This window comes from Mucilaginibacter sp. P19 (genome assembly GCF_050632265.1).
Classification (GTDB): domain Bacteria; phylum Bacteroidota; class Bacteroidia; order Sphingobacteriales; family Sphingobacteriaceae; genus Mucilaginibacter; species Mucilaginibacter gossypii.
The window spans coordinates 6,724,898-6,748,530 of sequence record NZ_CP192586.1 but is presented as its reverse complement, the minus strand read 5'-3'; the positions used below and the strand labels follow the sequence as shown (position 1 = coordinate 6,748,530).

The 23,633-nt window shown below is 43.2% G+C and carries 25 protein-coding genes; 4 read left to right on the top strand and 21 right to left on the bottom strand.

The annotated features are described in order from the left end of the window. Positions 1–361 precede the first annotated feature (361 nt). Positions 362–2,077: an IlvD/Edd family dehydratase gene (locus ACQ86K_RS33300; RefSeq protein ID WP_091176558.1), complete on the top strand. Its 1,716-nt coding sequence runs from the start codon at positions 362–364 to the stop codon at positions 2,075–2,077. A gap of 186 nt (positions 2,078–2,263) precedes the next feature. After that, a complete protein-coding gene (locus ACQ86K_RS33295) occupies positions 2,264–3,031 on the top strand; it encodes an SDR family NAD(P)-dependent oxidoreductase (RefSeq protein ID WP_091176555.1) in 768 nt (255 codons plus the stop codon). Positions 3,032–3,133: 102 nt separating this feature from the next. On the opposite strand, the gene ACQ86K_RS33290 is transcribed toward ACQ86K_RS33295, so the two are convergent. From ACQ86K_RS33290 to ACQ86K_RS33205, 18 genes are all read right to left on the bottom strand, one after another. Then, positions 3,134–4,024: a hypothetical protein gene (locus tag ACQ86K_RS33290; protein WP_091176552.1), complete on the bottom strand. Its 891-nt coding sequence runs from the start codon at positions 4,022–4,024 to the stop codon at positions 3,134–3,136. A 131-nt stretch (positions 4,025–4,155) separates the two neighbouring features. After that, positions 4,156–5,007: an NAD-dependent epimerase/dehydratase family protein gene (locus tag ACQ86K_RS33285; RefSeq protein WP_091176548.1), complete on the bottom strand. Its 852-nt coding sequence runs from the start codon at positions 5,005–5,007 to the stop codon at positions 4,156–4,158. A 3-nt stretch (positions 5,008–5,010) separates the two neighbouring features. Further along, positions 5,011–5,181, bottom strand: a complete 171-nt coding sequence (locus ACQ86K_RS33280) for a GNAT family N-acetyltransferase (protein WP_431199523.1) — start codon at positions 5,179–5,181, stop codon at positions 5,011–5,013. A gap of 185 nt (positions 5,182–5,366) precedes the next feature. Further along, on the bottom strand, positions 5,367–6,674 hold the full coding sequence (locus tag ACQ86K_RS33275; protein ID WP_431200982.1) for an alpha-amylase: 1,308 nt from the start codon (positions 6,672–6,674) through the stop codon (positions 5,367–5,369). Continuing rightward, on the bottom strand, positions 6,593–6,853 hold the full coding sequence (locus ACQ86K_RS33270) for a hypothetical protein (protein WP_431199522.1): 261 nt from the start codon (positions 6,851–6,853) through the stop codon (positions 6,593–6,595). The genes ACQ86K_RS33275 and ACQ86K_RS33270 overlap by 82 nt, the downstream gene beginning before the upstream one ends. A gap of 190 nt (positions 6,854–7,043) precedes the next feature. Continuing rightward, positions 7,044–7,475 carry an NADPH-dependent FMN reductase gene (locus ACQ86K_RS33265; protein ID WP_431199521.1) on the bottom strand — a complete coding sequence of 144 codons (432 nt, stop codon included), beginning with the start codon at positions 7,473–7,475 and terminating at the stop codon, positions 7,044–7,046. Next, positions 7,475–7,621 (bottom strand): NADPH-dependent FMN reductase, encoded by a 147-nt coding sequence (locus ACQ86K_RS33260; RefSeq protein WP_431199520.1) that lies wholly within the window; start codon positions 7,619–7,621, stop codon positions 7,475–7,477. Before ACQ86K_RS33260 ends, ACQ86K_RS33265 begins: the two co-directional genes overlap by 1 nt. A 74-nt stretch (positions 7,622–7,695) precedes the next feature. Continuing rightward, entirely contained in the window at positions 7,696–8,529 is an 834-nt protein-coding gene (locus ACQ86K_RS33255) for a universal stress protein (RefSeq protein ID WP_091176536.1), read from the bottom strand. A gap of 93 nt (positions 8,530–8,622) precedes the next feature. Next, positions 8,623–9,573, bottom strand: a complete 951-nt coding sequence (locus ACQ86K_RS33250) for a zinc-dependent alcohol dehydrogenase family protein (protein WP_431199519.1) — start codon at positions 9,571–9,573, stop codon at positions 8,623–8,625. 121 nt (positions 9,574–9,694) lie between these two features. Further along, entirely contained in the window at positions 9,695–10,159 is a 465-nt protein-coding gene (locus ACQ86K_RS33245; RefSeq protein ID WP_431199518.1) for an outer membrane beta-barrel protein, read from the bottom strand. Continuing rightward, positions 10,129–10,374 (bottom strand): hypothetical protein, encoded by a 246-nt coding sequence (locus tag ACQ86K_RS33240; RefSeq protein ID WP_431199517.1) that lies wholly within the window; start codon positions 10,372–10,374, stop codon positions 10,129–10,131. The genes ACQ86K_RS33245 and ACQ86K_RS33240 overlap by 31 nt, the downstream gene beginning before the upstream one ends. A gap of 135 nt (positions 10,375–10,509) precedes the next feature. Further along, a complete protein-coding gene (locus ACQ86K_RS33235; protein WP_091176530.1) occupies positions 10,510–12,948 on the bottom strand; it encodes a TonB-dependent receptor in 2,439 nt (812 codons plus the stop codon). A 334-nt stretch (positions 12,949–13,282) separates the two neighbouring features. Further along, positions 13,283–13,924, bottom strand: a complete 642-nt coding sequence (locus ACQ86K_RS33230; RefSeq protein WP_091176527.1) for a DUF4291 domain-containing protein — start codon at positions 13,922–13,924, stop codon at positions 13,283–13,285. Positions 13,925–13,986: 62 nt separating this feature from the next. Beyond that, positions 13,987–14,340, bottom strand: a complete 354-nt coding sequence (locus tag ACQ86K_RS33225) for a hypothetical protein (protein WP_431199516.1) — start codon at positions 14,338–14,340, stop codon at positions 13,987–13,989. After that, complete coding sequence (locus ACQ86K_RS33220) at positions 14,337–14,864, bottom strand: hypothetical protein (protein WP_431199515.1); 528 nt, start codon at positions 14,862–14,864, stop codon at positions 14,337–14,339. Before ACQ86K_RS33220 ends, ACQ86K_RS33225 begins: the two co-directional genes overlap by 4 nt. 7 nt (positions 14,865–14,871) lie before the next feature. Further along, positions 14,872–15,435 carry an adenylyl-sulfate kinase gene (locus tag ACQ86K_RS33215; RefSeq protein WP_091176522.1) on the bottom strand — a complete coding sequence of 188 codons (564 nt, stop codon included), beginning with the start codon at positions 15,433–15,435 and terminating at the stop codon, positions 14,872–14,874. Positions 15,436–15,610: 175 nt separating this feature from the next. Further along, positions 15,611–16,063 (bottom strand): class I SAM-dependent methyltransferase, encoded by a 453-nt coding sequence (locus ACQ86K_RS33210; RefSeq protein WP_256337590.1) that lies wholly within the window; start codon positions 16,061–16,063, stop codon positions 15,611–15,613. After that, positions 16,056–16,241, bottom strand: coding sequence for a hypothetical protein (locus ACQ86K_RS33205; RefSeq protein WP_256337589.1), 186 nt, complete (start codon positions 16,239–16,241; stop codon positions 16,056–16,058). The genes ACQ86K_RS33210 and ACQ86K_RS33205 overlap by 8 nt, the downstream gene beginning before the upstream one ends. An 84-nt stretch (positions 16,242–16,325) precedes the next feature. On the opposite strand from ACQ86K_RS33205, the gene ACQ86K_RS33200 reads away from it, so the two are divergent. Beyond that, positions 16,326–16,652 (top strand): MmcQ/YjbR family DNA-binding protein, encoded by a 327-nt coding sequence (locus ACQ86K_RS33200; protein ID WP_176844614.1) that lies wholly within the window; start codon positions 16,326–16,328, stop codon positions 16,650–16,652. Positions 16,653–16,669: 17 nt separating this feature from the next. Here the strand turns inward: ACQ86K_RS33200 and ACQ86K_RS33195 are convergent, their stop codons facing one another. The 3 genes from ACQ86K_RS33195 to tsaD all read right to left on the bottom strand — a co-directional run bounded on the left by ACQ86K_RS33195 (position 16,670) and on the right by tsaD (position 18,919). Beyond that, positions 16,670–16,855 (bottom strand): hypothetical protein, encoded by a 186-nt coding sequence (locus tag ACQ86K_RS33195; protein ID WP_091176516.1) that lies wholly within the window; start codon positions 16,853–16,855, stop codon positions 16,670–16,672. 108 nt (positions 16,856–16,963) lie between these two features. Beyond that, a complete protein-coding gene (locus ACQ86K_RS33190) occupies positions 16,964–17,854 on the bottom strand; it encodes an IS1595 family transposase (protein WP_189549506.1) in 891 nt (296 codons plus the stop codon). A gap of 63 nt (positions 17,855–17,917) precedes the next feature. Beyond that, the gene (gene tsaD / locus ACQ86K_RS33185) at positions 17,918–18,919 is read right to left on the bottom strand and encodes a tRNA (adenosine(37)-N6)-threonylcarbamoyltransferase complex transferase subunit TsaD (protein ID WP_091175954.1); all 1,002 of its coding nucleotides are present in this window, start codon (positions 18,917–18,919) and stop codon (positions 17,918–17,920) included. Between the two features lie 201 nt (positions 18,920–19,120). Between tsaD and ACQ86K_RS33180 the strand changes: the two genes are divergently transcribed. Beyond that, positions 19,121–23,551 (top strand): translocation/assembly module TamB domain-containing protein, encoded by a 4,431-nt coding sequence (locus ACQ86K_RS33180; protein ID WP_431199514.1) that lies wholly within the window; start codon positions 19,121–19,123, stop codon positions 23,549–23,551. The last annotated feature ends 82 nt before the right edge of the window (positions 23,552–23,633 follow it).

The following is a 23,633-nucleotide window of genomic DNA, read 5'->3' as shown; positions in this document are numbered from 1 at the left end:
AAGCCTCGAAAACCAGCGTTAGGGATAGCAGCGGGTACCGGCCAACGAGCGTAAAGCCTGCAGGCGTATGAACGAATAGCCCGGCCGAAGGCAACGCCCTCATTCAGCTTGCTGTTTTGAGCACCGCAGTTAATACTTACAAAAATCACGAGTCATCAACATCTATCCGGTCTATAAATAACTTATCCAGTTGCAACCTTTGCTATATACTTAGGAAGACAACCGCCGGAAACTCTGCCAACGATGACTTGCATACCTCCGGCACACTATTTCTCTAACTTTTCATTTACAATGCCTAAAACGATTTATAGAAATCTATATTTGTTAAACAACCAATTCAAAACACAACACATCTTATATAATGGAGGAAAAACCGCTACGAAGCCGGCAATGGTTTGGTAAAAAAGGCAAGGATGGCTTCATATACCGCGCCTGGATGAAAAACCAGGGGATCCCGGCACATCAGTTGCAGGGGAAGCCGGTGATTGGCATCTGCAATACATGGTCGGAGCTTACACCCTGCAATGCCCATTTCCGGGAATTAGCCCAATCTATAAAAAACGGCATTTATGAAGCCGGTGGATATCCCGTTGAATTCCCGGTGATGTCATTAGGCGAAACTTTGGTTAAACCTACTGCCATGCTGTACCGAAACCTGGTAAGTATGGATGTTGAAGAGAGTATCCGTGCAAATCCGCTGGATGGCGTGGTGCTGCTTTGCGGCTGCGATAAAACCACGCCTGCACTGGTAATGGGAGCCTGCAGCGTAAATATTCCAACCATAGTAGTATCGGGCGGGGCCATGTTAACAGGGAAATACCGGGGCCGGGATATCGGCACATCGGATATCTGGCGCTTTTTCGCCGATCATCAAACCGGGCAAATGAACGATGAAGACCTTTATACTGCCGAAGCCTGCATGGCCCGCAGCCAGGGGCATTGCGCGGTAATGGGAACGGCATCGACAATGGCCTGCATGGTCGAATCGCTGGGACTTTCACTGGCAGAGAATGCGGCTATCCCCGCGGCCGACTCTCGTCGTAAAGTATTAGCGCACCTATCGGGCAATCGCATTGTTGATATGGTGCATGAAGATCTGAAACCTTCAGACATCCTTACCCGGCAGGCTTTTGAAAATGCCATCACCGTTAATGCGGCTATTGGCGGCTCTACAAATTTTATTATTCACCTGCTGGCCATAGCAGGCCGCATCGGGATTGATTTAAGTATGGATGATTTCAATACATCATCCCGCAAAATACCCTTACTGGCCAATCTGCAGCCCTCGGGCAAATATTTTATGGAGGATTTTTATTACGCTGGTGGTTTACCGGCCTTAATGAAAGAGCTGCATGAACAACTTAACAGCGGTGCCATAACCGTAAGCGGCCACCCTATATTGCGTAATTATGAAAACAGCGAATGTTTTAACCGCGAACTGATAGCGCCGGTTGATAATCCTTTTAACCCAACAGCAGGTATAACGGTACTGAAAGGTAATCTTTGTGAAAACGGGGCTGTGATGAAACCGTCGGCGGCAAGCCCGGGCTTAATGCAGCATACCGGTAAGGCCGTGGTATTTGAAAATATAGAGGATTTTAATCATCGCATTAACGATCCGGCATTGGATGTGGATAAAAATAGTGTGCTGGTATTGAAAAATGCAGGCCCAAAAGGCTACCCCGGTATGCCCGAAGTTGGCAATATGCTGATCCCAAAAAAACTGGCCGACCAGGGCATTACCGATATGGTACGAATCTCTGACGGGCGGATGAGCGGTACCGGCTTTGGCACGGTAGTACTGCATGTATCACCAGAAGCGGCCATCGGCGGCACATTGGCTATAGTACAGGATGGCGATATGATTAAACTTGATGTACCCGCCGGTACACTGCACCTTGAGGTTAGTGATGAAGAAATTGCCGAAAGAAAATCAAAACTGGTATTAAACAACAATATCAGCAAACGGGGATACACTTATTTATATCAAACGCATGTAGAGCAAGCCCATCTTGGGGCTGATCTCGATTTTTTAAGAGGGGGCTCGGGGAGTGAGGTTTTAAGGGATTCGCATTGAGAGATTAAAAAAATGTCATTTCGACGAGAAGGGATGGACTGCGCTGTGGAGTAAGGAGAAATCTTATACACCATGCATTTGGATTATCGCTTGTATAAGATTTCTCCTCACCCCGATCATTCCCCAACACACATGTTCTGTCGAAATGACATAATGCAATAGATTATTAAACCATCAACCTAAAAAATGATAACTGATAAATTTAGCGGACAGGTAGCCATAATAACCGGTGCCGGGCAAGGGATAGGTTTTGAAATAGCTAAACAGCTAAGTCTCGCCGGTGCGGATGTATTATTGAATGATTTGAGTGAAGAACTGGCTGTTCAGGCATCCGATACCATTAATGGGCTCGGCTGTAATTGTTACCCGATAGCCGGCGATGCTTCGGACATTGATTTTATACAGCAAATGGTTGATGAAGCGGTACAGCGTTATGGCAAACTTACCATTGCCGTCGCCAATGCCGGGATCACTTTGTTTGGCGATTTTTTGAATTACCCTGCCCAATCCCTGCAAAGTGTAATGAATGTTAATTTGCAGGGCAGTTTCTTTTTGGCGCAAAGGGCAGCCAGGCAAATTGTGAAACAAAAAAGCGGGGGCAGCATCCTGTTCATGTCCTCGGTTACGGGGCACCAGGCCCATCAGGACCTTGCCGCTTACGGTATGACTAAAGCAGCCCTCGAAATGCTGGCCAAAAGCCTGGTGGTTGAACTATCACAACATCAAATTACCGTGAATACCGTGGCGCCCGGTGCCACCCTTACCGAGCGCACGATGGAAGATGCCGGATATCAAAAAACCTGGGCCCGCATTACCCCTATGGGTCGCGCCGCAACTGTTGAAGATGTGGCAAACGCGGTGTTGTTTTTGGTTTCGCCCGATGCAAGGCACATTACCGGGCAAAATTTGGTAGTTGATGGCGGATGGACGGCGGTTAGTACTTCTCCGTATTAGTGAATAGTGAGTGGTTGATTAGGTGAATGGTTTGAAAATAATCACTAACTGATGGATATTTTCAGGAGGAGGAATTAAGAGATGCGCATAAATACGTAAGGATTAACTTACCTGATACTTGTTAATCAAATTCCCAACTTTAGAAAATTCATATAAGAATTTGCCTAAGATATACTTCTCGGTGCCGATGTCCACTTGGCTTGGAAGGTGTTTATATCGTCCATGATTTATCTGCAAAAACTCATCTAACGAAATTTCACTATCATAATGGCAGACCATTAACATTCGAAAATTGATGGTTCCCAGTTCTCCTTCATGAAGCTTGGTAAATGTATTATTGATTGCATCAGGCACATCAGCAAGCGCCGATGCTTGAATATTTACTTCCTCAGTAATTTTAGAGATATCTTGTCCCCAATATTTTTTTGCTACAGTTTCGTAATTTCCAATGAGTACCGGATTCAGTTGTTTAAAGTGCTTTGCGCATTCATTTAGCCCATCAGCCGATTGAAAATGTGTTAAAATTCCGTTATTAAAATAAAGATATAATCCAAGGCTAATGGCGGTAAAAATGCCGTTTGGCTGGGTGTCTTTGAGGTTAAGGACTTTAGATAGAAACTCCACAGTCAAAGATTCGTTTTTTATCCCTTCATTTAAAATAGCAGAAACCGACACATCATCAAATTCATCCTTGATGTTGAATTTTTTCAGGAAGTTTCTCACTTTATCCTCTGATAATTTAACGACAGACTTTTTAGTACAAATAAAAACTATGTTATCAGATAAAATCTCAAGCCCAACAGCCTGAATTTCATTATTGGGATCATAGTCTCCCAAATACATTTGAATCTGATCAATGTGATAGCCTAAACTATTAGATATATCATTGAATGACGCATTAAGTGGAGGATTGGTTAATTCTGAAAAACCATTAATGCTGGGTATGAAATAACCAGAAGATTCCTTTTGTGACTTTGGTTTAAAAAAGCTCATAATTTAGCCTTGTGGTGAAACAAAGTTATAACTTTCTTGGATTTCATTATTTCAATTTGTCCAATATTTATTTCATTTAAACCCCAATTAAAACCCAGACTTGCGAAGTTTTGAAAACTTCGCAAGTCTTATCACAGTTCGAGGTTATTCAACAGATAATCAAACGTAAACTTTGGCTCATAACCAAAATACCGTTTAGCCTTGTTACTTATATAAACCCGGTCAATGCTTTTCGGAAATGTCCAGCCATTTAATTCGTAAATAGTTTTAGCCTGCGGATAGTGCTTTATGATCACTTCTGCCGGGTTATGCTTTAATTGTACAAGCTCATCTTTTTTAAAAGGAGAACTACTGGTGATATTAAAGATCTCGAACTCAGGAAAAGTTTGTTCCAAAGCTAATTGGAGGCCTTCGGCACCATCGCGTTCATCGAGGCCGCGGTATAGTCGGTGATTTAGTTTGAGGTTATCCGTTTCGGGCAGGAAACGACCAACGCGGTAAACCGATGTTTGCAAGCCTTCGCGGTAAAAGAAATCCTTACAAAGCTGCTCGGCGGTTTGCTTGGTGATGTCGTAAATATCCCGTGGTTTAATAGGCAGTTCTTCATCAACCCAAACGGCCTTTTCTTTATCTACCATTGCATCGCCATAAATAGATGTGGTGCTGGTATATAATAATTTAGATATGCCATTTGTAACGCAGGCATTGAGCAAATTGAGCGTACCATAAATATTTACGTCGATGAAAGCTTCGCGCGGATAGTTCAATTCATAATGCTTTCCGTGGATAGCGGCAGTATGAATAATTGCATCGATATTTTGGGTGATAGCTAAAACAGCATCTTTATTTAAAATATCGATCAACGCATCAGTAGTCTCAGCCGGGATCAGATCTATGCCGGTAACATCATGCCCATTAGTGCGCAAATGTTGAGCCGTAACTGCTCCTAACCTTCCAGATGAACCCGTAACTAAAACACGCATAAATTAGTGACCTGGTGCTATAGCCAAAATTCGGGACCACTCCGGGTGGCGTTTCAGGTATGATACCACATAAACACAAAGGGGCACCAGTTTGAGGTTATTCTGTTCGATATAGTTGAATGTTTTTTCAACAATAGCCGATGCCACGCCTTTGCCTTCCAGTTCAACCGGCACTTCGGTATGGATGAGGTAAATTTTATCGTCCTTTTTTTGTAGTCGATAAAAGCACGGTAGCCTTCAACAGTCAATTCAAAATTGTGGATGGCCTCATTATTTACCAGGGGGATTTCTTCGTATTTCATAGCGTATATATTACGGGGTGAACAAATGTATAAAATGTTCACCCCGTTTAACAGAAATTACTTCTTAATTCCCCAAACCGATACCGATCCAGCCTTCACTTTAAACTCGGCCCAACCATCAGCGGTGATCACTACCTCTTCTCCCTCGTGTTTATCGAGGTAATCAACAAACACTTTGCCTGCATGCCCTGCCCCAATTTCCATTTCCTTAAAACCATCCTCACTGTTTGAAATCACTACGGCACAACCTGAATCTTCGTGATCGGTATCGCCTTCACGCGTCCAGCCTATGCAGTTAGGGTGGTCAAAATAATCGCGCTGAGTTCCGTAGGCCATGTTTTTCCTTACATAAAGCATGGTTTCCAGTTCGGTTACTACAGGCAGCTCTATTTCATGATCTTCACCGTCGCCCCCCTTGTCTGTATATTTTGCGCCGTACATATCGGCATAAAAAACGCATGGGTAACCGGCTTCACGCAGCAGGATCAGCGCATAGGCCAAAGGCTTAAACCATTGATCGATTGGTTGCTCCAACGACTGCAGCGGCTGGGTGTCGTGATTTTCGATAAGTGTAACTGCCAGTTCGGGCTTTACGCTCACAAGTGTATTATCAAAAATAGTGGTGAGGTCATAATCCTTCCCGGCCCTCGAAGCATGATGAAAGTTATCATGCAGTAAGGTATCAAAAAGCGACATGCGCCCTTCGGTCACCTCAATGTATTTTAATAATTTAGGCAAATCGAAAGCCCAATACTCGCCAACAGTAAAAAACTCCTGCTTAAACTCATTGCGCATATAATCAAGCCATTCGTTGTAAAAGCCATGATCCATATGTTTAATGGCATCAAGCCTGAAGCCATTAAATTTTGCGGTTTCAAAATACCATTTGCCCCATTTTTTCAGTTCGTCCCGTACGCTTGGGTTACGGGTGTCAATGTCTGAAAGCATAAGGTAATCAAAATTGCCGTTTTCGTCGTCAAGTACATCTTTCCAGCCCTCGCCATATTGGTTCTGGATGCTGAATATGGCCGTTTCCTTTTTATAGGCATCATAATCAATACCCGAAAAACACTGCCAATCCCATATAAATTTGGAGTATTTACCCTTGCGGCCCGGGAAAGTGAATTTGGTATATGCACCTATTTCGTAAACCTCGCTAATAAACTCGTTACGGTTAGCGGGGTCAACTTTGCGGGCATTTACCTTTTCAATTTCGTCGGCACCGCCCATGTGGTTAAGTACCACATCCACATACACCTTTAATTTAGCTTTTTGTGCCGCAGCTATAGCATCGAGATACTCCTGTTTTGTGCCGTATTTTGTTGCGATCGTACCTTTCTGATCAAACTCGCCAAGATCATAAATATCGTAAACATCGTACCCGGCCGAGAGCCCCCGCTTGCCGCTTTATAAGCCGGCGGAAGCCATACCGAATCGATCCCTTTTTTCTTCAGGTTTTCTGCATCATTTTTTAACTGATTCCACAATCTGCCTCCGGCTGGGTAATACCATTCAAAAAACTGCAGCATTGTAAAATTTTCCATGCCTTTAATTAAGTAAGCTAATTATAAATGACTACTTAACTAAATATAAACAGAAAGGTTTTAGCAATACTTAACGACAGCGTTAAATCATTGTGAACCCCAAGATTTACAGGACATGAATCTGTCAAAGCTTTTCTGTTTACACCATCAGGAAATACAAAACCCAGGCTGTTTAAAGCAGGGTTGTTATTTAAAACTTATCTTCTCTAATCGCTTTCATACCCTTTGTCCACCTTACCAATTGGTCGAACATAATTTTGGCATTTTTATCCAGTCTTTCATCCGCCATAAAGTTATTGTCCTCGTCAACAAACTGATTTAGCTGAGGGATATTTACCATTTCGGCAAGGGTTACATTTTTTAGTGAGAGCAAATCGGTTTTTAAACTCATAACTGCTCTTACTCCGGCAAAAGGGCCTATAGAATAACTTACAATGCCACTTGGCTTATAAGCCCACTCGTGTACTAAGTACTCAATTGCATTTTTAAGCGGGGCAGGATAACTATAATCATATTCGGCAGTTACGAAAATAAAGGCATCCGCCTCTTCAATTTTAGCGCTCCATTGTTTGGTATAGTCGTGTTCGTATTGCTTAAGGGCAGGATGAACAGGCTCATTCATTAGGGGAGGTTAAGTTCACCAAGGTCAATCATTTCAGCCTCGAAACCATGGCTGTTGGCTGCCTCAGTTATCCATTTTGCTATTGCAGGCCCTTTACGACCCGGACGTACGGTTGATGTTATTACTTTGAGTTTATACATGCTCATCTGTTTGCGGTAAAAATTAACAATTCATTAAGACGCAAACTTAAAAGACAAGATGATAAAGTCGATACAAATATTTATTTAAGTATCAATACCGGGTGCCTGGCATTTAAAGACAAAGCTTCGGTTATGCTGCTGTGGGTTAAATTATAAAAAAAGCTGTGTTTGCCCGGCAGGGCAATGATCAATTGTACTTGCTGTTCTGTAGCAAAATTGAGTATGCCCCGTACAATATTTTTATCATCCGAATAATGAAGCTTACATTCATAACAATTAACCAGTTGTTTTACCGATGCTTCAAATTCGGCCTCCCGGCCAATATGTTTTTTCTTCGGGTCGACATACAGGAGCATCAGCTTTGGGTTAAGCCAGCTGTGCGACGTGTTAAGGCCTTTTAAAACGCCGAGCCGGGCTAAGGCTTCCAAATCACAGGGTACCAGTGCCTGTTCTATTTTATGATAGTTACAATCGGGCGGAATAACCAATACTTTTACCGGACTGCTTTTTGCAATTTCGATAATCTGTTCGCCAATCATACTTAACTCATGCCCCATATCGCCGCCAACTATCATCAGGTCGGGGTGCTGATCTTCAACTACATTGTGTATAGCCCTAACGATAGGCTCAGTGCTAACTACCGTTTCTATCTCAATATTTTCGTGGCAGCGGTTTTTCAGCTTTTTCATGAGCTCCTTAAGCTGAACTTCTATTTTTTGTCGCTCATTTTCAATATCATCAGCGCTTATCAATAAAAAATCGGGAGAAGGAAGGATTTGTTCATATACCGATGTATAATAACTTTTGAGCAGTATAATTTTCTTTACCGGCATATCACAACCCATGTCGGCTGCATATTTTATAGCATTGGTATTGGTGTCGGAAAAATCTACCGGTATTAATATAGTTTTCATAACAAACAATTTAGGTACGTACGAGACCCGTGCGCTTAATGCTAAATTTACGATTTGTTTAACTATTTAATACAACTATTTGCAGCTAAAACGCTAATAAAACCTTCCCCCTTTATCATAAGCAAAAGCCTGCGCAAACTCATCAACTGTATAAGTTGCCGATGGGGAAAGCTGAAACTCGGCCCTGCCAATGGAATGTACTAAATGACTGATCATCTGAGTTTTTTCTTCGAGCGAAAGTCCTGCCACATATCCCCTCACACCAAAACCTTTAATGACCAGGTTTTTAAAAACGACTTCGGCGTTGAGGTAGGCAGCCGGCTGTGGATCAAGCAAACCATAAACAATAAGGTGCCCTCCGGGCGACAACGAGGATATTATTTCAGTAGCCAGCTCCCCGCCTACCGCGTCAAGTGCCGCTTTGATGCCCTTGCCTTTGGTAATTTCATCAATAACCTGCTTAAGCGTACCGGGTTCGGGAACTATTACTTCTTCGGCTTTTAAAGCTAATAACTCTTGCTTTTGCGCCTCATCGCGTACGGTGGCTATAACACAAATACCTTTTTCGGCGGCAAGCTGTATCACTATGCGCGATACTGTGGAATGGCCCGCGGTAAGCAGCAGCCAGTCGCCGCTTTTTACTTGTGCTTCTTGTATTAAACCATATGCGGTGTACGAATTGAGTAATAATTGCGCGGCTTTTGCTAATGGGAAGGTATCGGGCAATAATACCACGTCCTGCTCGTCAACTACCACATATTGCGCCCAAGCCCCTATTTTGCTAAAAGCTACCAGGCTGCCTTTGGGGATAATACTGTCATGTCCGGCTTCTTCAACATAACCGGCACCTTCCAGTCCTGCTATTTGGGGCAGCACCGGCTGATAGCGGTATTTTCCGGCAATAAAAAGCAGGTCGGCCGGGTGTACAGGGCAGGCCTTCACCCTGATGAGCAACTGGCCGGAAGCCGGTTTGGGGTAGGCTAAATGTTTCAGTTGTATCACATCAGCGGCATTGCCTGCCTGCTCAAAAACCAATGCTTTCATAGTTGAAATACAAATTTCGGCTATGAAAGTTTTGAATGAGGTTAACATCTGCCACAAGAAGTATAAGGTAAAGCAAGCATGTTGACAGGTCTGGTTTGCAAAATTGAGCTAAAAAGCTTCACTAAAATTTATACCCTAAAGCAATGCCCAGGCTCCGGGTCCTGGTTTTCTCGTACGGGTAATTACCAACCTCGATATTGGCAAGCCCTAAATCATGAACCGCATTAATCATTAAACCGTTATCAAACTCAAAGCCGGCGACTACATTGGCTCCATAGTCGAAAGATTTAAAATTGCTCCTGTCATCACTGCCGAATTTGGCTTTGAAGCTAAAGTTGGCGGGAGATGATTGCCCCGGCGATTCGTTGCTTGCCGGTGTAAACCTGCCTGACAAAGCCCAACCAATATATGGCCCGGCGCCCAGATAAAATTTGCCGCCATGAACCGGAATATTATAAACCAGGTTAACCGGCACCTGGATATAATATAAACGCCATTTGCCATACATCCGGTAAACAATATCTCCGCTTAAAACTTCTTCGGTAGTTTTACTGCTTAATGAATTGAAAATAATAGCCGGCTGCAACGAAAACCTGTTGACATTAAAGCTGGCAAAGGCCCCGGCGAAATAGCCGGACCCGCTTTTTCGGCATCGCGGATCTGCACATCCGTGCCGGGCGTCCGGGATAACCAGGTGCCGCTTACGCCCGCCCTGATGCCAAATTGAATAGCGTTTGTTTGTGCGGACAATTTAAAACATGCCAATAATAGCAGGGACGACAAGGTTAAATGTAATTTCATGTTTGTGTAAAGTATGGTTTAGAAGGGATACGAAAAAATGCACCGGGATGCGACATTCAACAATAAATTTTAGCGATAAAAAAAGCTTACCCTTAATGAGGTAAGCCTTTTATATATAATTGTATGCGATTATTTTTAAAACTTAATACTCATGCTTAATGTACCACGAGTTGGGTTTTGTGGCGCCAAACGGAACGACCAGTATTTTTCATTGGTCAGGTTGTCCAGCTTAAAGCCGATGCGGAATTTGGGCTGATCATAAAATACAGTGGCATCAACCGTAGTATATGACGGTATGGTGAATTTAAACGCCGCGGTATTGGTTTGGTATGAATCACTTCCGTAGTTGCCGCCCACTCCAAAACCTAAACCCTGAACTTTACCGTGGGTAATGCGATAACTCATCCATAGGTTGGCCAACCTTGCCGGACCTGAGTTGGCAGGACGTAAACCCTGCAGACCTGTGCCAGGAGCGGCGGCGGTAATTTTGCTGTTGTTATACGCAAAGCCAGCTACAATGTTGAAACCGTTAAAAGGATTAGCAATCAATTCAGCCTCGATACCTTTGCTGAGTTGAGTACCAGCCTGGGTTGAAAAGCCGGGATGGGCAGGATCATCCATAGTAGTGTTGGTTACCGAGATATCGTAGTAACTGATAGTCGAGCTGATCTTGTGATCCCAGGCATCTACCTTTACACCTGCCTCCCACTGGTTGGCATATTGCGGTTTAAAGGGCGTATTGTCGAAACTCGTTGCGCTTACATTGTTAAAGCCATTCATGTAGTTGCCAAATAACGATAGCTGGTCTTTAACTACCTGGTAAACCAAACCAAATTTGGGCGACCATGCCGTTTGACTGAAATTGCCGGTGGTTTTGCCATCGGCGGGTGTGTAAGCGCCTTTGTTAACAAACCTGTCGATACGGATGCTGGCCATGGCATTCAGCCGTTCGGTAATATTAAACACATCTGATACATAGGCAGCGTAAGAGCTTTGGTTATTTTGAACATAATCGCCGGGCTTGGGAGCGGCAGCGGCCACAAGTGCCGAAACTTTATCTGCCGTAAAACTATTATAAGCTGCTCCCGGATCAAGGTAACTGATTGCCGGGGTGCTTACGGTAACGTTGGTATTATTGCTTTTTTGATTATAATACTCTAAACCTGCAACAATGCGGTTACGGAACTGACCGATTTTAAAATCGCCTATAAAGTTTTGCTGTACGTTGGTGATATAGTAAGGATAATCTTCCTGGGTAGCCTGCCGTTTTATCTGCTTGCTACTATCGACAAGGGTAAACGCGGTAACCATGCCTTTGGTGGTCGAAAAAGTTTTATTGAACATGGTTTGCGATTTCCAGTGATCCGAAATTTTGTAATTGATCAATGAATAAAGATCAATTTGCCTGCTCAGGTAATCAACGCTATTGTTACCGAAAGAACGTTTATAGTCGATGCCGAGATCTTTAACATTATAGGTCTTTCCTTTGATATCCGGGGCAAGCCTGTAGGCCGAAGTAGCGTTCGAGTTACCTATTTCGGCGTCAACATCAACCGATAAACGATCATTAATGATGTAGGTTATGCTGGGGGCTACAAAAAAACCGCGGTTAAAGCCCGCGTCCTGGAAACTGTGCTCGTTGTGCAGCGCCGCGTTAACGCGGAACAATACGGTTTTATCCTTATTTAAAGGCATGTTAACATCGGCCGTAAGGCGGTTGAGATCGAAGCTGCCCGTTTGGTAAGCGATTTCGGTACGTGGTGTTTCATTGGGTTGTTTGGTAACACGATTAAACAAGCCCCCGAATGAAGCCAGGCTGCTATTGAACAGTGTACCGGTAGGGCCTTTTATAGCTTCTATCTTTTCAATATCGGCAGGGTCGATACTATTAAAATTATACCCCGCCACGCTGTTACGGATAAAGTTGCCGGTAACAAAACCTCTTGATAGCAAGGTGGTACGCCCGTTATTATATACTAATGGCACACCTGTACCCGGGATATTTTTAAAACCATCTGCATAACTGGTTACAATCTGTTCTTTCATCAGTTCGCTGGTAACTACACTGTATACCTGCGGGTTTTCAAGGTTTTTCAGCGGCAGGCGGGCTACATCTTCAGTTTCTTTCTTCAGGAATTTGTTGTGCCTGGCGCTTTTAACATAAACCTCCTGCAGGTCTTTTGCCCCTTCGGTTAAAACAAAACCTACTGTGGTGGTTTCACCTGCACTAACAGTAATCTTTTTGGTTTGACTTTGCAGGCCGATAAAGCTTGCAACAACGGTATATGTACCTGCGGGAACATTTTTAATAGTAAAATGACCGCTTTGCCCGGCAGTTGCACCAAACTTAGTATTGGTTAAAACAATATTGACAAACTCCGCAGACTTACCATCAGCAGTTTTCACGGTACCCTTTACAGTTCCTGTGCCGGTTTGCGCAGTTGCATTATAGTTTAAAAACAGCATCGTCAGCATGAAGCCAAAAGCTATTTTGATTACTACTTTAAAATTTGAAGAAACATTTGTTATGGCCGGCTTGCCGGAAGCAAGAATAGGGGTAAATGTAAAATGCATATTTTACTTAATAATGAATTGATTAAAGGATCAGTATTAACTGATCCGGGCTACAGAGTGCACCAGGGCCCGGAACCGGCGCAAAGTTATATTTATTTAGATTAATTACAAATAAGGTTTTAAAATATAGACTTCTAAGCTAACCATGAACATGTTTCACAAAATCATCGGGAAGTTTATTTGACGAGCTAAATGCGCCAGCAAAGAGATCAGTATTTTCCCCGGTTTAGGGTCCGGGCCTGGGCATTACAAAGAAGTGTTGCTATTTACGTGGGACCTGATGCAAAGAAGTTTAGGTATTTGCCTAATCAAGATATAGATTTGATATTGTCGCTTATGGAGTGATCCCTACCCTTTCATTCAAGGCGTTATCAATAGTTCTGTAAACGCTTTCAACCGGTACCCGCAATTCATCAAGCCTGCCACTATCCAACAGGGATTTCTGTTGTTTAACAAAACCGGTGATATCCTCAATGCGGATAATTTGTTTTTTTCCGAAGTTTTCAAGTAACCCTCCTTTTAAGCCTAACTGTATAGCGCGGCGTTCCTGCTTATGGCCATATGGGTCATGATCGGGATCCCATTGCAGGCGTACTTCCCTTTGGTCGAGATCAGCCCGCCATTGTTCATGGTTATCATGGTAACTGGGATTAAAGGACGAGATCACAGCTTCATTTAAAATAGACTCAAAATCTTTTTTGCTTATCCATAAAGCCAGCACACTTTCCTGGTTTTCCTTTTCGGCCCAGCCGCAGCGGTACATCATCCACAAAAAATTAGGCTTAATCCACGACATGCGATTGTAGCTGTATTCATTCCCGCCTAAAAACTGGTTTTCGGCAGCGAAGCGGGCAATACTTTTCTTGTAAGCCTGGTAAACTACAATTTCCTCATTTGTTTGATGAGCAAGAATATGTTGCCCGGTTTTTGGCCAGTGTTCAAGGGCCTGTTGGTAAAATTCTGTTATAATATTCATATTATAATATAACAAATTTTCACGGCAATATCAAGCACTACGGCCTTACCGTGTTTAGAAAACTACTCCTCCCTCCCCGGAAAACTTTCACTGCCCCGCATATAGCTGCCCAAACGTTTCAGCAGGTAGGTTGCTTTTATCAGCAATGTTTTATCGGTAACAAACTCGCTAATATCGTCTGCTTTGTTCATCAGCTCCTGCTTATACACGTCCTTAAAATCGAAATAATTGAGTGCAAACTTCCATTTGCCGGTTAAAAACGAAAAAACTTCGCTGTCGTTTTCAAGCAACTGCGAATAGTTAATTACCAGGTAATCATCGGGCTTCAGCTTTTTAAGCATTTTCAATATTGCTTCATTGTAATTGATCCATACTTTTAAATAGCTTTCGGCATGGTCATGATAAAATGCTTTCAACCTGCGTGGCCGTCTGAAATGAGTCCATACCTGGCGCTGAATATATTTACGGGCCATGTACTTTTGATCAACGGATACAAAATCGCGCCTGAGCAATGAGCTAACCACCGATTGGTAATTACGCAAAACCACCAGGTACCTGGCGCCTGGCAGCAGCTTTGCATAAGTATCCAAAAAAGGCAGGTACGCGGGTCTTTCCAGGCCCATTGCTCATAAAGCTGCTGTTTAATGCCAATTACTGCCTTCATCTTTTCAAGTTGGTAAAGCGGCACCTCAATATTCCGGGTATCGGTTAGCCCCGATACTTCCAAACTGTTACGATCAAGGATCTCTTCATGCAGCTTCAAAAACTCCAGATCTTCAAAGTGGCCATCAACATTGCCTGTACCGCTGCCGCATAAGCGCTCGCCAATTTGCAGGCCGCAGCGGTTTAACCAGTTGGTTATAAGCGATGTACCCGAACGGTGCATCCCCGCAATAATTAACGTTTGCCGGGGCGTGAATTTAACTGTTGTATTGATCATAGCTTGGTTAATAACGGCCGGCTGGCTGTAGTTGCTTAATTTGCTCCTGCTGATAGTTGTCAAGAATAAAACCTGCCAACATTTCGGTTGCCTCGGTCTGCCTGGTAATATGGGTGTTGATATACAAATCAGGCGATGACGGGATTTGGAAAGGGTCATTAACACCGCTTAGGTTAGTTACCTTGTCCGGATGACCCTCGGGCAATAACGCGCGCTTGTAAAGGCCTTTGGTATCCCTTTGCAACAGCGTTTTAACCGGGCAATCAATATGGATCAGTTTCACATCAGGGTAAGTCGCTATCAGTTCACGGCGGATCACATCATATGGGTTTATAGCGCTGACAATAGTCACCACACCATGCCCGGATAATTTACCGGCAATAAAACCAAGCCTGCGGATATTTTCAAAACGGTCTTCCCTGGTGTAACCCAGGTTAGGGAACAGCTTTTGACGGTATACATCAGCATCAATAATTTCAACAGGGATATCAGTATCAGATAACCTCATTTTAACATGTTGAGCAAGGGTGGTTTTACCTGATCCAGATAACCCGCAAAGCAGAATAATCATAAGGTGGTGTGTTAAGCGTTAATAATAATTGTTGTGTAAACCGTTATTGAAAGCTTAACGCAAATATTTCGGACGAAATTGTTGTTAACACTTACTGTATCGATACATGGCAACATTGTATCGATGAACAGCAAAATGACGTAGACGGAGAGAAAACTTCAGCAGTTAATTATGATTACTGCTTCTGCATGCACCAGGTTGTCATACAGCGCAGGTTTTGCACGTTGGTGGTTTTTATAGGTTCATAAAGTTGAGCGCCCAGTTCACGGGTATATTCAAGCAGGATGCCTTCATTTACCAAAAATCGTTCGGAGCCGTCGGGCAGCAGGTAGCGATAATTGCCTAAAGGTTGTACCAATGTTTCAATGCCGATATCAGATGCAAGCCTTGCAAAGAAATAACCGCCTGGTTTCAGTACGCGCCAAAGTGAGCGCACCATATTGTCAAAATGCTCGGCATCATTAGCAAAATGCAACACGGCGCTGCAAATTACCAGGTCAAACTGTCGGTCATCAAAAGGTAAGTCTTCAACAGTACACCGTTTAAAATTATCAGGCGAATGATCAGGGCACAGATCGGCGGATAGCCTTTTGGCCAGTTCAACAGCATGCTCGCTTTGATCAACCATAAACCTTGAAGCCGTTTTGCAAAAAATAAGCTATGTTTCGCCCTTCGCCGCAACCTGCGTCAAGTATAGTGCGGCAATCGTCAAAACGCCCTTTTAATAGCTGGTCGAATAAATAGATATCGATATCGCCGTATAATTTCCGGAGGTTATTGCTGTTCATGGCCAATCCTGTTTTCACCCGAAATTACTGTTTTATTGGATGCCATGGAGAAAACTTATTAACTTTAAGTATGGCTACCGATATGTATATTTTTTTCAATTTATGAAAAGCACCTTGTTGCCGCTGCCGGGTGTTACCCATAAAATGCACTTTGAGCATCCTGCATTTTACGTTAACGATAAGATCTTCGCCAACATACATGAAAAGGATGAGCAACTGGCTATTTACACCACCGAGCGCGAAAAATGGATGGCGCTTGACACACATACCTTTTTCATTACCCCGCATTACCAAAATTATAAATACATGCTGGTGAGCCTCGAAACCGTTTCACCCGGCGATCTGAAGCACCTGTTAATAACAGCGTACCTTGCAAGGGCCACCAAAAAGTTGATTAGGGAATATGAAAAGATGATAGCAAATGGTTAGCCCGCTGCGCTTTAAGCTTATGGCCGTACGCCATTCAAAGCGTCGCGGTTAAGATAAACGTAAATCAAAACTCCTACTACTAAAACCGCCAGCACTACAAGCCCGATCTTCCCTTTTTTCTTATCCTGGCGCATAAGCCAAACCATCGCTGCTATTAGCGGAATAACAAAAACAATGTAAAAAATATATCCTGATGCGTTCATATGCCCCCTAACCCCCTAAAGGGGGAATGTTAATGTGTTATTTATTTTTATAATATCATCTTTATACTAAGCTTCAGCCATACCTCCCCTTTAGGGAGTAATAGCCCATCAAGAGGCAGTAGCCATTTTGTTAATTAAAAAGTTAAACACCTGGTTATTGCCTCTATTGTTATATTTAAATGTGAACTCATTCAGGTATGATTGCAAATGTCTGAGCGATACTTTATGGTATTGACCATATATCCCCCGTTTTAACAATGTCCAAAAGCCCTCAATCGTATTGGTGTGATACTCTCCCCGGGCATACTCTTCTTTTTCCTTGTTTAATACCTGATGTTCACGGAATATTTTATTTAAACCGGCATATCCACCAAAGCCGTCCGTTACAATAGTAGCATCTGTGCTCACTGATTGTTCAACAATGGGTTTGAGCGTTTTCCCATGTGCCTTATCTATGACCTGAAGCTTTAGACGGCCATCCCGCTCCAATAACCCAATCACGGGCTGTTTATCCTGCATGCCGGTGACCTGCAAATTATTATCGCGCCTTTCCTGCCGCTTTTTCTTTGAGTGATTGGCTTTTTTACCACCTAAATAAGTCTCATCTACCTCAACAATACCCTTAAACAAACCGCCATCCCCGCCGTCCCGCATGGCTTCCCGTATCCGCATCTGCAAATACCAGCCTGTCTTACGATTGCATCCCAGATCCCTGCTTAACTGACGTGCAGATAACCCCTTTTTCGCATTCAGCATTAATGAAATAGCCAAAAACCATTGCGGCAAAGGAAGTTTGGTGCCCTCGAAAACAGTGCCGACCAAAACGCTATAGCTGCGGTTACAGCTATTGCAAATATGCCGTTGGCTTTCCTGGCGCTTGCTGCTCCGTTTGCTGTTGCAATACGGGCATTCTGGCAATCCTTGCCATCTTAATCCTTCAAGATAGTCTATGCAACTGGACTGATCTGGAAAACGCTTAATCGTCTCTATGATATTCATTATCATAAATATACAAATTATTCCTGCCTTTTCATGGGCTATTACTCTTTAGGGGGCCGGGGGCTAAAAAGCCATCCTTGCCATCGGGGCAACGTCCTGCCCTATAAACTCGCCTTTAAGGTATTTATGATAGCCTGCTATGGCAATCATGGCGGCGTTATCAGTACAGTATTCCATTTTAGGGATAAAGCTGTTCCACCCATTTTGTTCGGCCATGGCCTGCAGTCCTAACCTTAAGCCTGTATTGGCCGATACGCCACCCGCCAAAGCTATATCTTTAATGCCATATGCCTGCGCCGCTTTTTGCAGTTTGTTAAGCAAGATGGTAGCGATCCGTTTTTCTACAGATGCGCAAATATCGGCCATGTTCTGGCTAACAAAATCAGGGTTTTGAGCTACGTTATCGCGGATAAAATACAGAATGGAAGTTTTCAGGCCACTAAAGCTAAAATCATACCCCGGGATCTGCGGCTCTGGGAACTTATAAGCATCAGGGTTCCCCTGGCGTGCATATTTATCAATGAGCGGTCCGCCGGGATAAGGCAGGCCTAAAATTTTACTGGTCTTATCCATGGCTTCGCCGGCGGCATCGTCAAGGGTTTGCCCTATGATCTCCATATCAAAATAATCTTTCACCAGCACAATTTGCGTATGGCCGCCGGATACGGTGAGGCAAAGGAAAGGGAACGACGGGTTTTTATCGCCGATAAAATGGGCCAGAATATGGGCCTGCATGTGGTTAATATCAATAAGCGGGATGCCTTTTGCCAGTGCGAAAGCTTTGGCAAATGATACGCCCACTAAAAGAGAACCTAAAAGTCCGGGACCGCGTGTAAAAGCTACCGCATCAATATCATTTTTGCTTACTTTTGCGTTTAATAATGCCTGCTGAACAGCCGGAACAATATTTTGCTGATGAACCCTTGAGGCTAACTCCGGGACTACGCCTCCATAGGCCTCATGTATGGTTTGATTGGCAATAACATTGCTCATGATCACACCATCAACACAAACCGAAGCTGAGGTTTCATCACATGATGATTCGATTCCTAAAATTACGGGCACGTGTTTATTAATTATTGATTTACTGATTTAGTGAATTAGTGATTTATTAATGAGAAGCAAACCAATCCCTCTTACTAATTGTATAGGGATAGAGGAAAATTCACCAACTCATTATTTCGCTAACTCACTAATTAAAGGTGCAAAGTTATTAAAAAAGTACTCAAAATATTCCTGGGCCTGGTATTGTTCATTTTATTGACATTGAGCATACTTTTGCTCACATTTCAGTTTAAGCCGGTACAAACCTGGGCTGCCAAAAAAGCAGCAGCTTACCTTGCCGGCGAATTGAAAACCAAGGTTGGGATTAAAAGCCTTTACCTCAGGCCATTTCGCTCGGTGGTAATTGAGGGGCTTTATATTTTGGATAAAAAGCGGGATACCTTACTAAGCACACCCCGATTAGCTGTTGATATTGAGGATTTTTATCTTTTCAGCAGTATTAAACGCCGCACCATCAACTTTTCCAATATCGAACTGGATAATGGCTCCTTCTATCTCAAAAAACAAAAAGACAGTACTACCAACCTGCAATTTGTTATAGATTATTTTAATTCGGCGGATACCACCAAAAAAACCCAAAACCAACCCTGGACGCTAAATTTTGGAACCATTGCTATCAATAACTTTCATTTCAGGTACAAGAACAGCCTGCGCGATACGGTAATAGCCGGGGTTAACTTTAACGACCTGGATGTTCAGCATTTCAGCACGTTGATACAGGGTATGGATTTAAAGAACCACCTGTTTAAAGCCAATATAAAAAGCCTAAGCCTGCATGAAAAAAGCGGGTTCACCGTAAAACACTTCGCATCGGATGCTACAATAGATACCAATCAAATTTTACTAAGGCACCTGGCCATTCAAACACCCCGATCAGACCTGAAGGATTATTTCAGGATGAAGTTTAAATCGTTTGATGATTTTGATGATTTTGAAAACAAGGTGCACATGGATGCCAGCTTTAAATCGTCACGCATTTCGTCATCAGATATTTCCTACTTTACCAGTTCATTAGAAAAAGTGAGTTTTGATTTGGGTATTGACGGGCAGGCCAAGGGCTATGTGAACAACCTCAAAGCAAAAAAAGTGACCATTACCGGCGGGCAGGCCACTTTTGTTAAAGGCGATTTTAACCTGCACAACCTTACTGATTGGGATAATGCATTCCTGGAGCTAAAATTTGACCAGGTTGCCTCCAACAAAAAAGACCTTGATTACCTGATCAGCCATTTTTCGGGAACGCCTACAGAAAAGGCCCCAGCCATACTTTCCAAATTCGGCAACTTTAATTTTACCGGCAGGTTTACCGGCTCGCAGAATGATTTTGTTGCCTATGGTGTTTTTAAAACTGCGCTCGGTCGTTTTGATTCAGACATCAACCTTAAAATTGATAAAAATGGCCGTCCAAGCTACAGCGGCAGGGTTAACGCCTATGCTTTTGACCTGGGCACCCTGCTTGATCAAAGCGATTTGGGCAGGGCCACCTTTACTTCAAACATACAGGGCAGCGGCGACGCGCTGAAAAGCCTTACTGAAAAAGTGGATGCAAAAATCGCATCCATCACTTATAATAACTACACCTATAACAGGCTTACGCTTAACGGCAGTTTTATAAACAGGCTGGCCAACGCTCATATTACCATAAACGACAGGAACGTAAAGCTTGATCTTAAAGGCAAGGTTAACCTTAACCCCGCTTTGCCAACTTATGATTTGACTGCCGATATCAGGGACGCTAACCTGAACAAGCTTGGTTTTACCAAAGATACTTTAACTGTAAGCACGCTGCTTAAAACCCAGTTTAAAGGCGATGACCTGGCCAATTTGCAGGGGAACATCCTGTTTTCGCCGGCAAGGGTGGTCAATCCGCGAAATAATTATGCCGTTGACTCTTTGTATCTATCAGCCGACGGCATAGGTAATAACCGCACCATCGCTTTAAAATCTGACTTTGCCGATGGCAGCATCAAGGGCAAATATGATCTTGCAACCCTGCCTTCGTATTTTAAAACCATCGTTAAAAAGTATATCCCTTCCATAAAAACAACTATAGTGCCGCCTAAGCCTGAGGAGTTTGATTTTTCGCTGAACCTTAAAAACCTCGATCCGCTTACAGCGATTTTCCTGCCCGATCTGAAAATCCCTGAGCAAGGAACTTTTGTTGGGCAGTTTAACTCGGAAAAGAAAACAGCTACGCTATCGGGCTATATCAAAACGCTTAAATACGGCAAAACCGTTTTCCATGATTTTATTATTGACGAAAACACTACCGATAGCTTGCTGGGCCTTAACGTATCGCTGAGGCGGGTTGACTTAACGGACAGTCTTTTTATCAAGGATATCAACATTACCAACTTCCTGAAAAACGACAGCCTTAACTTTAACGTTAAGCTCTCGGATAAAAACGCTGTTAACCAGCTGGATCTTTATGGCCTGGTTGAATTTGGCCGCGATACTACGGCCAAACTTAAACTGCTGCCATCAGACATCATACTGGAAAAAGAGAAATGGAAGATCCAGGAGCAGGTGCGCATCCGTTTACTGGACGGCAAAACACAGGTATCGGGCTTTGAACTTTCAAACGGGCCGCAAAAAGTATTTATCGATGGTTTTATATCCGATAACCCCGCCGATCAGTTAAAGCTCTCGTTCCAGAAATTTAACATGCGTACGTTTAACCAGCTCACGCGCACTTCGGGGGTAAACTTAAAAGGCTACCTGGATGGCGACGTTAAACTGACCTCGGTGCTCAAATCCCCGGGGATTGATTCGCATTTAACTGTTGATTCGCTTGTCATGAACAAGACATTGGTGGGCAATGTAAAACTGGTTACCACACTTGGTAACGACCGCAAGCAAGCCGATGTTAATATGAATATCATTAACCGCGGCCTGGAAACCATGAACATTGGCGGCACCTACTCGTTTGGCAAAGAGACTGATGATAACCTTGATTTTGATATCAAGATGAACCAAACCGAAGCTATTATATTTGAGCCTTTTGTTAAAGACCTTGTTTCGGATATAAAAGGCCATGTTTCAACCGACCTCAAACTTACCGGCAAGCCCTCAAACCCGCAACTTAACGGCACAGTTACACTTGTTAACACCGGCCTTACCGTTAATTATTTAAAAACAGCTTATACGGTTAATAACAAGCTGGATGTCAACAACAGCATTATCAGCATTAAGGATATGGTTTTGAAAGACATTCACAAAGGTACCGGAACCGCCAATGGAACCGTAAACCTCAATAACCTATCCAACCCGGATATTAATGTAAGCCTTAAAGCCGATAACCTGATGGCCCTGAATACCACATTTAAAGATAACCACCTTTATTATGGTACGGCTTATGGTACAGGCACATTTAACTTCAACGGCCCGGTTGATAACATGAAGATTGATATTACCGCCAGCACCAATGCAGGTACCGTTTTCAATATCCCCCTTAATACCTCGTCAACCGCCAATGATTACGATTTCATTAAATTTGTAAGCCATAGTGACACCGCTAAAGTTGTTGCCAAAGAGCGTGCTTTTAACGGTGTTACCCTAAACTTTGATTTAAGCGCCGATGAAAAAACTATTGTAAAAATAGCTACTGATTATGGCCAGCTGGAAGGCAGCGGCGTTGCCCGTAATTTAAAATTGAATATTAACAGCCTGGGCGATTTTGAGATGTACGGTGACTTTTTAATATCATCAGGTAAGTTTGAATTTACTGCCAAAAACTTTATCAGTAAAAACTTTACTGTAAGCCAGGGTGGTACCATAAGGTGGACGGGCAACCCTTCAAACGCGGAAATAAACCTTAAAGCCTTGTATGAAGTCCGTACCAGTAAAGCGCCGCTGTATACTGCCGCAGGCCTGCAAACTCCTACCTCGGGGCAGCAAACTTTGGTACAGGCCGAACTGATCCTGACCAAATCACTGTTACAACCTAATATTGATTTCGACTTTAACTTTCCTACCGATCCATCTGTTAAGGACGACTTGGCGACTTACCTCGCTGATGCCAATAACCGGAGCCAGCAGGCTATCAGTATTATTGTTCGCCGTAACTTTACCTCAAACAGTAATAACTTAACCAACCAGGTGCTGGGTACAGCCGGCGAGGCGGTGAGCGAATTTGCATTTAACAAGCTTAACAGCCTGATTTCGCAATCGAACATTAAATATTTTGATTTGAACATTCGCTCATTAAATGAAGCAAGTGCATCGTTTAGGTTTTATGGCGACAGACTTACATTTAACGGAAGCTTATTTAGTAATAATGGCTCAAATGATATTTTTAATAATAACAACAGTAACCTGTTTAACCAACGGTTTAACAGCCTTACCAAAGACTTTGAGGCCTTATACAAAATACGCCGAGATGGCAACCTAACGGCGCGATACTCTTACAGGGCGTTAAACAACGTAACACTAAGCAGCCTTACAGATGTGTTGGCACCACAGTATGTAAACGGATTAGGTTTGGTTTACCAGCGTGACTTTGATACCTTCGGCGAGTTTATCCGGAACATATTCAGACAGGGCCGCCGCAAAAACGCACCGGTTAACCCCGCTCCTATCCCATCATCAATTACTACACCGGCAACCAGGCCCGATGAAGATGAGGACCAGTAGAGCTGAAGGCTTAAAGCCAAAAGCTTTTCTGCACAAATACATTGAATAGTAAAAGGCTTAAAGCAGATCGCTTTCAGCCTTT

Coding starts and splice junctions, on each gene's coding strand:
- ACQ86K_RS33300 (WP_091176558.1), top strand. CDS start 362: ATGGAGGAAAAACCGCTACGAAGCCGGCAATGGTTTGGTAAAAAAGGC.
- ACQ86K_RS33295 (WP_091176555.1), top strand. CDS start 2,264: ATGATAACTGATAAATTTAGCGGACAGGTAGCCATAATAACCGGTGCC.
- ACQ86K_RS33290 (WP_091176552.1), bottom strand. CDS start 4,024: ATGAGCTTTTTTAAACCAAAGTCACAAAAGGAATCTTCTGGTTATTTC.
- ACQ86K_RS33285 (WP_091176548.1), bottom strand. CDS start 5,007: ATGCGTGTTTTAGTTACGGGTTCATCTGGAAGGTTAGGAGCAGTTACG.
- ACQ86K_RS33270 (WP_431199522.1), bottom strand. CDS start 6,853: ATGGAAAATTTTACAATGCTGCAGTTTTTTGAATGGTATTACCCAGCC.
- ACQ86K_RS33265 (WP_431199521.1), bottom strand. CDS start 7,475: ATGAATGAGCCTGTTCATCCTGCCCTTAAGCAATACGAACACGACTAT.
- ACQ86K_RS33260 (WP_431199520.1), bottom strand. CDS start 7,621: ATGAGCATGTATAAACTCAAAGTAATAACATCAACCGTACGTCCGGGT.
- ACQ86K_RS33255 (WP_091176536.1), bottom strand. CDS start 8,529: ATGAAAACTATATTAATACCGGTAGATTTTTCCGACACCAATACCAAT.
- ACQ86K_RS33250 (WP_431199519.1), bottom strand. CDS start 9,573: ATGAAAGCATTGGTTTTTGAGCAGGCAGGCAATGCCGCTGATGTGATA.
- ACQ86K_RS33240 (WP_431199517.1), bottom strand. CDS start 10,374: ATGAAATTACATTTAACCTTGTCGTCCCTGCTATTATTGGCATGTTTT.
- ACQ86K_RS33235 (WP_091176530.1), bottom strand. CDS start 12,948: ATGCATTTTACATTTACCCCTATTCTTGCTTCCGGCAAGCCGGCCATA.
- ACQ86K_RS33230 (WP_091176527.1), bottom strand. CDS start 13,924: ATGAATATTATAACAGAATTTTACCAACAGGCCCTTGAACACTGGCCA.
- ACQ86K_RS33220 (WP_431199515.1), bottom strand. CDS start 14,864: ATGATCAATACAACAGTTAAATTCACGCCCCGGCAAACGTTAATTATT.
- ACQ86K_RS33215 (WP_091176522.1), bottom strand. CDS start 15,435: ATGATTATTCTGCTTTGCGGGTTATCTGGATCAGGTAAAACCACCCTT.
- ACQ86K_RS33210 (WP_256337590.1), bottom strand. CDS start 16,063: ATGGTTGATCAAAGCGAGCATGCTGTTGAACTGGCCAAAAGGCTATCC.
- ACQ86K_RS33200 (WP_176844614.1), top strand. CDS start 16,326: ATGAAAAGCACCTTGTTGCCGCTGCCGGGTGTTACCCATAAAATGCAC.
- ACQ86K_RS33195 (WP_091176516.1), bottom strand. CDS start 16,855: ATGAACGCATCAGGATATATTTTTTACATTGTTTTTGTTATTCCGCTA.
- ACQ86K_RS33190 (WP_189549506.1), bottom strand. CDS start 17,854: ATGAATATCATAGAGACGATTAAGCGTTTTCCAGATCAGTCCAGTTGC.